The organism is Blastomonas sp. UPD001 (assembly GCF_003426715.1).
Taxonomy (GTDB): domain Bacteria; phylum Pseudomonadota; class Alphaproteobacteria; order Sphingomonadales; family Sphingomonadaceae; genus Blastomonas.
The window spans coordinates 2,950,816-2,957,308 of the sequence record NZ_QKVT01000001.1 but is presented as its reverse complement, the minus strand read 5'-3'; the positions used below and the strand labels follow the sequence as shown (position 1 = coordinate 2,957,308).

General features: G+C 65.6%; 10 protein-coding genes. 4 read left to right on the top strand and 6 right to left on the bottom strand.

Translation table 11 applies throughout. The features are described 5' to 3' along the window. Positions 1-81 precede the first annotated feature (81 nt). Entirely contained in the window at positions 82-492 is a 411-nt protein-coding gene (locus tag DM995_RS15005) for a GFA family protein (RefSeq protein WP_232824419.1), read from the bottom strand. Positions 493-689: 197 nt separating this feature from the next. On the opposite strand from DM995_RS15005, the gene DM995_RS15000 reads away from it, so the two are divergent. Then, positions 690-1,433, top strand: coding sequence for a hypothetical protein (locus DM995_RS15000; protein ID WP_198669381.1), 744 nt, complete (start codon positions 690-692; stop codon positions 1,431-1,433). Between the two features lie 6 nt (positions 1,434-1,439). Here DM995_RS15000 and DM995_RS14995 read toward each other — a convergent pair whose 3' ends face one another. After that, positions 1,440-1,928, bottom strand: coding sequence for a DUF2505 domain-containing protein (locus tag DM995_RS14995; RefSeq protein WP_023838392.1), 489 nt, complete (start codon positions 1,926-1,928; stop codon positions 1,440-1,442). A gap of 59 nt (positions 1,929-1,987) precedes the next feature. On the opposite strand from DM995_RS14995, the gene DM995_RS14990 reads away from it, so the two are divergent. Together DM995_RS14990 and DM995_RS14985 are read left to right on the top strand one after the other, a co-directional pair. Next, the gene (locus DM995_RS14990) at positions 1,988-2,608 is read left to right on the top strand and encodes a LysE family translocator (protein ID WP_116969928.1); all 621 of its coding nucleotides are present in this window, start codon (positions 1,988-1,990) and stop codon (positions 2,606-2,608) included. Positions 2,609-2,664: 56 nt separating this feature from the next. Then, positions 2,665-2,907, top strand: coding sequence for a hypothetical protein (locus DM995_RS14985; protein ID WP_023838394.1), 243 nt, complete (start codon positions 2,665-2,667; stop codon positions 2,905-2,907). Here the strand turns inward: DM995_RS14985 and DM995_RS14980 are convergent. Beyond that, positions 2,904-3,926 (bottom strand): NAD(P)H-dependent flavin oxidoreductase, encoded by a 1,023-nt coding sequence (locus DM995_RS14980; protein WP_031318226.1) that lies wholly within the window; start codon positions 3,924-3,926, stop codon positions 2,904-2,906. The two genes, DM995_RS14985 and DM995_RS14980, sit on opposite strands and share 4 nt — an antisense overlap. Before the next feature lie 2 nt (positions 3,927-3,928). After that, positions 3,929-5,191, bottom strand: coding sequence for an aspartate kinase (locus DM995_RS14975; RefSeq protein ID WP_023838396.1), 1,263 nt, complete (start codon positions 5,189-5,191; stop codon positions 3,929-3,931). A gap of 70 nt (positions 5,192-5,261) precedes the next feature. On the opposite strand from DM995_RS14975, the gene ubiG reads away from it, so the two are divergent. After that, the gene (ubiG, locus tag DM995_RS14970; protein ID WP_116969927.1) at positions 5,262-6,011 is read left to right on the top strand and encodes a bifunctional 2-polyprenyl-6-hydroxyphenol methylase/3-demethylubiquinol 3-O-methyltransferase UbiG; all 750 of its coding nucleotides are present in this window, start codon (positions 5,262-5,264) and stop codon (positions 6,009-6,011) included. On the opposite strand, the gene DM995_RS14965 is transcribed toward ubiG, so the two are convergent. Next, positions 6,008-6,235, bottom strand: a complete 228-nt coding sequence (locus DM995_RS14965) for a type II toxin-antitoxin system HicB family antitoxin (protein ID WP_116969926.1) — start codon at positions 6,233-6,235, stop codon at positions 6,008-6,010. The two genes, ubiG and DM995_RS14965, sit on opposite strands and share 4 nt — an antisense overlap. Then, positions 6,232-6,486, bottom strand: coding sequence for a type II toxin-antitoxin system HicA family toxin (locus DM995_RS14960; protein WP_116969925.1), 255 nt, complete (start codon positions 6,484-6,486; stop codon positions 6,232-6,234). The genes DM995_RS14965 and DM995_RS14960 overlap by 4 nt, the downstream gene beginning before the upstream one ends. Between the last annotated feature and the right edge of the window lie 7 nt (positions 6,487-6,493).

The following is a 6,493-nucleotide window of genomic DNA, read 5'->3' as shown; positions in this document are numbered from 1 at the left end:
TGCGACTAGGCTCCTTCGTCGCCAAGTCTCGCTGCCTCTCCCATCAAGGGAGAGGCATGGCAGCACGCCAGAGGACAAGCGCTAGCCGGGTGTCCTCTCGAACTTCACCGCATCGTCGGCAAAGCGTACCCAGGGCTGGGCGCTCACCGTCCAGAAATGCAGCTTCGGCTCGAGCCCGCTGACATCGTCGAGCGTCCCCGCCTTGACGAAATGCAGCCCCTGCTGGCTAGGCAGATCGGACAGGATCGGCGATCCGCAATGGCCGCAGAAGCGCCGCCACACCGGATTGCCGCTTTGGCCGCGGTCCTCATAGGTTTTCAGTTCGCCGGTGATGCTGATCTGCTCGTCGCGGACGCCGATCAGCACCGACATCGCGGTCCCTGCCTGTTTCTGGCAATTGCGGCAATGGCACACCGCCGCCATCAGCGGCTCGCCCTCGATCACGTAGCGTACCGCACCGCACAGGCACCCGCCGGTTTTTGTCATGTTCATCCCCCCCGCTCCTTGCATGGCCGTTTGCCATGTCCGTTGACATTGTTGCCCGATATCTCGGCGCTGCGGAACATGTTATCCTCGATCTCCGGGCAGTCATCGACTCATGCCTGCCCTTTGCAGGGGGTAAACAGATGACATCGAGAGGATCACGCAGCGCGGCAGTTCTGGCTCTGGCCGCTATGGTGCTCGCACCCATGCCCGCGCGGGCAGCCCCGCCAGAGGACGTTGCCGATCTGGTCGGCGCACGCGGCGCCGGGGGCGAAACCCAGCTCGAACAGCGCGGCTATACCTTTGTCGACGTGACCAAGGGCGACGAGCGCGCCTATGCCAACTGGTGGAATGGGGCGCGCAAGCGATGCATCACCGTCGTCACCCATGACGGGCGTTACGAACGGATCGACAAGGCCTCGCCCAGCGACTGCAAGCAGAAATCGGGGGACAATGGCACTGCTGTCGCGGTCGCTGTCGGCGCGGCGGCGCTGATCGGCGCGCTCGCGCTCGCGCACAAGTCGCACCATCACGACAGCGGCGAACATGGCGGCAACGCGCAGCAGGAAGCCGCCTATGATCGCGGGTATCGCGATGGTCTCTACAACTATCCGTACCACAATTACGACCGATCGGACCATTACAGCCAGGGCTATCAGGTCGGCGTGCAGCAGCGCGAATATGATGGCAGCTATCGTCCCGGCCAAGGCGGCGGCGGTGGATATCGCGAGGACGTCTACGTTCAGGATCTGATCGGCCAGGCGCGCAGCTATTCGGAGAGCGAGCTGCCCCGGCGCGGCTTCACGCTGATCGAGACCTATACCACCAATGGCGACGGCCGGTTCACCACCTATTGGCGCCAGGTGTCGAAACAGTGCATCTCGGTCAACACGCGCAACGCCAGGGTCTATGACATTACCAGCCTGCGCAACAAGCAATGCCGTAACTGATCGCGGTCATGCTGCGGCAGCGACCGCTTCGAATTCCTGCCGTAGCAGCCTTGTGCTGTCCTCCAGCATCAGGCTCTCCACCATCGCGGCGACCATCGGCGCGCGCGATTGCACGCTGACGGTGGCGGTGCACAGCGCGCCGCCCTGATCGCCGGGCGCCAGCACCAGCAGGCATCGGCCTTCTGCCGACAGCCCCCTGGGCTTGGCATCGCGCACCGCGCTCCAGCGGCCATCGGCGGCGCGCGTCCAGACATCGCGCTGGGTGAGATCGAGCCATGAGCCGATGACTGCGCGGATCATCGCGGGGGCATCGACCGGCACCTGGCGGGTGATCGCGACATGGATTTCATCGGACGAGCGATTCTCCACCGTGACCGCGATCTCGCGCGATCCCTGCGCCTGCATCATCGCGGTCAGGAAGTCCGCGTCGGTCCAGCGCGCGACCACCGCCTCGACAGGTGCGGCAAAGACATGATTTTCCTCGCGTTTCAGCATGTCCGACCCTCTTTCCGCGATGATTGCGCTTCTGCCCCGATACACTAGGCTGGCGGGTGATGTTGACAAGCTATCTTGCCACGGTGCTGCTGATCGAACTGACGCCGGGGCCCAACATGGCCTATCTCGCGGCGCTGACGCTGGGCCATGGACGGCGCGCCGGGCTGGCGGCGGTCGCGGGGGTGGCGCTGGGGCTGGCGCTGATCGGCGTCGCCGCTGCGACGGGTTTTGCTGCGCTGGTGGCGGCGAGCCCTGTGCTGTGGAATGCGTTGCGCTGGGCGGGCACCGTCTATCTGTTCTATCTCGCCTGGGAGACCTGGCGCGACGAGACCGAAACGTCGCCCGCCGGCATTGCCGGGGGACCGTCCGGCCAGCACCGCTTCTTCCTGCGCGGGCTGTTGACCAACGTCCTCAATCCCAAGGCGGCGCTGTTCTATGTCGCGATCCTGCCGCGCTTCCTGCCCGAGAAGAACGCGAGCCTGCACGATGGCCTGGTGCTCACGGGCATCAGCGTCACCGTGGCGACAGCGGTGCACCTCGCCATCGTGCTGCTCGCCGCGACGCTGCACCCGCTGCTGAGTCAGCCGGCGCGGTTGCGCGGGACGCGCCGGGTGCTCGCGATCGGGCTGGCGGGTATCGCCTTGTGGTTCCTGCGGACCAGCGCGCTGCCTGCCGGCTGAAGGGAACCATCGCAGCCAGCCTCCGTAATCCTTCCAGATATTTACGGAGGCGAACCATGATCCGACACGGCGAAGAAGTCGAGATGTCTAGCGAAGAGGCAAGCGCAGGGCAGAAGCGCCATATCGTCCGCTATGTGCTGATGATCTCGCTGGCGCTGATCGTCATTGCCTTTGCGATCATCGTGTTCACCGGATCGGCCAATGCCCCCGACAATCCCGCGCCCGATCCGCAGGAATCGGTCTCCGATCCGGTCGAGGCACCCGAGGGCCAGGCGCCGCTGCCCAACCCTAATCCTTAAGCCGCCACGGCAGACGAACGCGCGAGCGCCGCTTCGGTCTCGTCCATCAAGGTGGCGATGATCTCGGCGGCGCTTTCCTCGCGCGTGACCATGCCGACCGACTGACCGGCCATCAGCGATCCGTTCTCGACATCGCCGTCGATCACCGCGCGGCGCAGCGCGCCTGCCCAGAAATGCTCGATCTGCAACTGTGCCTCGGCCATATCGATGCCGCCGGCGTCGAGCAGCGCGGCGACCTCGCGCTGCTTGGCGGTGAATTCCTCGGTGCCCTTGTTCTTGAGCGCGCGCACCGGGATTACTGGCAGGCGCGGGTCGACCTGGACGCTGGCCACCGCATCGCGGGCGTTGCCGCGCAGGAACGCCTTCTTGAACGCCGGGTGGGCGATCGATTCATGCGCGCAGACGAAACGCGTGCCGAGCTGCACGCCCGCCGCGCCCATTTCGAGATAGGCCGCGATCGCGCTGCCGCGGCCGATGCCGCCCGCAACGAAGACCGGAACCTCGTGCGCGACTTCAGGCAGGATTTCCTGCGCGAGCACGCTGGTCGCCACCGGGCCGATATGGCCGCCTGCCTCCATCCCCTCGATCACCAGCGCATCGACGCCCGATCGGATGAACTTCTTCGCCAGCGTCAGCGCGGGCGCGAAGCACACGACCTTGGCCCCCATCTCCTTGATCGCCTCAATGCTGCCCTTGGGCGGCAACCCGCCCGCCAGCACGACATGGCCCACGTGATGCTTCGCGCAGACCGCGATGAGCTCCATCAGCTGCGGGTGCATGGTGATGAGGTTGACGCCGAACGGCCTGGTCGCGAGCGCCCTGGTCGCGGCGATCTCGGCATCGAGCAGTTCGGGCGTCATTGCCCCGCAGGCGATCACGCCGAAGCCGCCCGCATTCGAGATGGCGGAGACGAGATTGCGCTCCGACACCCAGCTCATCGCTCCGCAAAGGATCGCGGTCTTGCTGCCCAGAAAGGCGGTGCCGCGCGCCATAGCAGCAGAGGTGAGCGGGTGGTTCATGCTCACGCCTCTACCGCGTCCAGCCCGTACGCCGTGTGCAGCACACGCACCGCGAGTTCGGTATAGTCCTCCTCGATCAGCACGCTGACCTTGATCTCGCTGGTCGAGATCGCCTGGATGTTAACGCCGCGATCGGCGAGCGCCTTGAACATGGTCGAGGCGACGCCTGCATGGCTCTTCATGCCCACGCCGACCACCGAAATCTTGGCGACATTGGTATCGGGGATGATGCGGTTGAAGCCGATGGTCTCCTTCGCGGCTTCGAGCAGGTCGAGCGAGCGCGCGAGGTCGGCGGCGGGAACGGTGAAGGTCACGTCGGTCTCGCCCTTGTCGCGGCCGACATTCTGGATGATCATGTCGACATTGATCGCGGCTTCGGCGAGCGGGCCGAAGATGTTCGCCACCGCGCCCGGCTTGTCGGGCACGCGGGTCAGCGTGATCTTCGCCTCGTTCTTGTCGTGCGCGATGCCGGTAATCAGCTGGCGTTCCATGTCCATTCCTTCCAGTTCTTCGTCGCTGACGATCATCGTTCCGGGGATCGTGTCCGCCGCGGGGGCATCGTCGTCGATGAACGAGGAGAGCACCTGCACGCGCACGCCTTCCTTCATCGCCAGACCGACCGATCGGGTCTGCAGCACCTTGGCCCCGACGCTCGCCAGTTCGAGCATTTCCTCGTACGTCACGTTGGTGAGCTTGCGCGCCTTGGCGACGATGCGCGGGTCGGTGGTGTAGACGCCGTCGACATCGGTATAGATGTCGCAGCGGTCGGCCTTGACCGCGGCTGCCACTGCCACCGCCGAGGTGTCCGATCCGCCGCGGCCCAAGGTGGTGACGCGGCCATCCTCGCTCATGCCCTGGAAACCGGGGATGACGGCGATCACGCCCTTCTGCATCTCGGCGATCAGCGCCTCGGCATCGATCTCCTCGATGCGCGCCTTGGCGTGCGCCTCGACCGTGCGGATCGGCAGCTGCCAGCCCAGCCAGCTGCGCGCATTGGCGCCCAGCGCCTGCAGCGCGATGGCGAGCAGCCCGCTGGTCACCTGCTCGCCGCTGGCGACGACCACGTCATATTCCGCCGGATCGTAGAGCGGGTTCGCCTCGCGGCAGAAATTGACGAGCCGGTCGGTCTCGCCCGCCATCGCGGAGACGACCACCGCGACCTCGTGCCCGGCATCCTGCTGGCGCTTGACGATGCGCGCGACCCTGCGGATGCGCTCAGTCCCGGCCATCGATGTGCCGCCGAATTTCATGACGATCCGTGCCATTGCCCGTTCGTGCTTTCCCTTATGCGAAGTTCGCCCCTATAACCGGGCGCTGCCATAGAGAGGCCCCATCATGAACGCAAGCACCGGAACCGTCGAAACGCGTAGCGGCACGATCGACCCCAAAGAGGCCGCGCATTTCGGCAGGCTCGCAGCCGAATGGTGGGATCCCCGCGGCGAATCGGCGATGCTGCACAAGCTCAACCCCGTGCGCCTGACCTATATCCGCGCGGCGATCGACCGGCATTGGCCCGAGGCAGGCGCGGCGCGCAAGCCGCTGGCGGGGCGTAGCGCGATCGATGTCGGCTGCGGCGCTGGGCTGCTGGCAGAACCGCTGGCGCGGCTCGGCGCGCGCGTCACCGGGCTCGATGCGGCGGCGGAAAATGTCGCGGCGGCAGGGGCGCATGCGCAAGCCATGGGTCTCGCGATCGACTATCGCAATGTCGATGTCGAGACGCTGGCGGGCGAGACGTTCGATCTGGTCACCTCGATGGAGGTGATCGAGCATGTCACCGATCCCGCCGCGTTCGTCGCCGCGCTCGAACGCGCGCTCGCGCCGGGCGGACTGATGTTACTCTCCACCCCCAACCGCACGCCGATCTCGCGGCTGATGCTGGTCGAGGCGGCGGAGCGGCTGGGCCAGGTACCGCGCGGCACGCACGACTGGCACAAATTCCTGACCCCGGACGAGCTCACCAACCTGCTGAACGATGCGGGCCTCACCGTGATCGACACGCGCGGAATCGCCTGGGACCCGCTCAAGGGCCTGCACCTCAGCGACACTCTGGCGCTCAATTACCTGATGACGGTGGTGCGGGGTTAGGCGGCTCTGACGCTCTGATAGGCAGGGCGATAGCGCGGCTCGGGAACGGGAAGCCCATCGGCCTCCAGGCTTTCGACAAAGGCTTCGATGGCCATGGCAATTTCTGCCGCCGCCTTTTCGGGCGTCGCGCCATGCGCGCTGCAATGTTTCAGATCGGGAACATCCGCGATCCAGCTTTCGTCCTCAGCCGACCAGAACAGGTTGATATGGTAATGCGGCGTCATGCCTTGTCATCCAACTGGAGCCCGTGGGCCTCGATAATAACCAGAAATTGCCGCACCTGATAGGGCTTGGCCGATTTGCCATCGGGCTGGGCATTGATCCGGTCCCCAATGCGCTGGTGCTTGTAGATATGGTGACTGCCTCTGACGCGATCCAGCACGAAACCATAAGCCATGAGCAGCCTCTCGAATTCGGCGAAGCTGAGCGCGCTGCCGCGCAGCAATTTCTCCTGCAGCTTGCCGATACGCGTCATGCAGCCC

Coding starts and splice junctions, on each gene's coding strand:
- DM995_RS14985 (WP_023838394.1), top strand. CDS start 2,665: ATGATCCGACACGGCGAAGAAGTCGAGATGTCTAGCGAAGAGGCAAGC.
- DM995_RS14980 (WP_031318226.1), bottom strand. CDS start 3,926: ATGAACCACCCGCTCACCTCTGCTGCTATGGCGCGCGGCACCGCCTTT.
- DM995_RS14960 (WP_116969925.1), bottom strand. CDS start 6,486: ATGACGCGTATCGGCAAGCTGCAGGAGAAATTGCTGCGCGGCAGCGCG.
- DM995_RS15005 (WP_232824419.1), bottom strand. CDS start 492: ATGAACATGACAAAAACCGGCGGGTGCCTGTGCGGTGCGGTACGCTAC.
- DM995_RS14990 (WP_116969928.1), top strand. CDS start 1,988: ATGTTGACAAGCTATCTTGCCACGGTGCTGCTGATCGAACTGACGCCG.
- DM995_RS14975 (WP_023838396.1), bottom strand. CDS start 5,191: ATGGCACGGATCGTCATGAAATTCGGCGGCACATCGATGGCCGGGACT.
- DM995_RS15000 (WP_198669381.1), top strand. CDS start 690: ATGCCCGCGCGGGCAGCCCCGCCAGAGGACGTTGCCGATCTGGTCGGC.
- DM995_RS14995 (WP_023838392.1), bottom strand. CDS start 1,928: ATGCTGAAACGCGAGGAAAATCATGTCTTTGCCGCACCTGTCGAGGCG.
- ubiG (WP_116969927.1), top strand. CDS start 5,262: ATGAACGCAAGCACCGGAACCGTCGAAACGCGTAGCGGCACGATCGAC.
- DM995_RS14965 (WP_116969926.1), bottom strand. CDS start 6,235: ATGACGCCGCATTACCATATCAACCTGTTCTGGTCGGCTGAGGACGAA.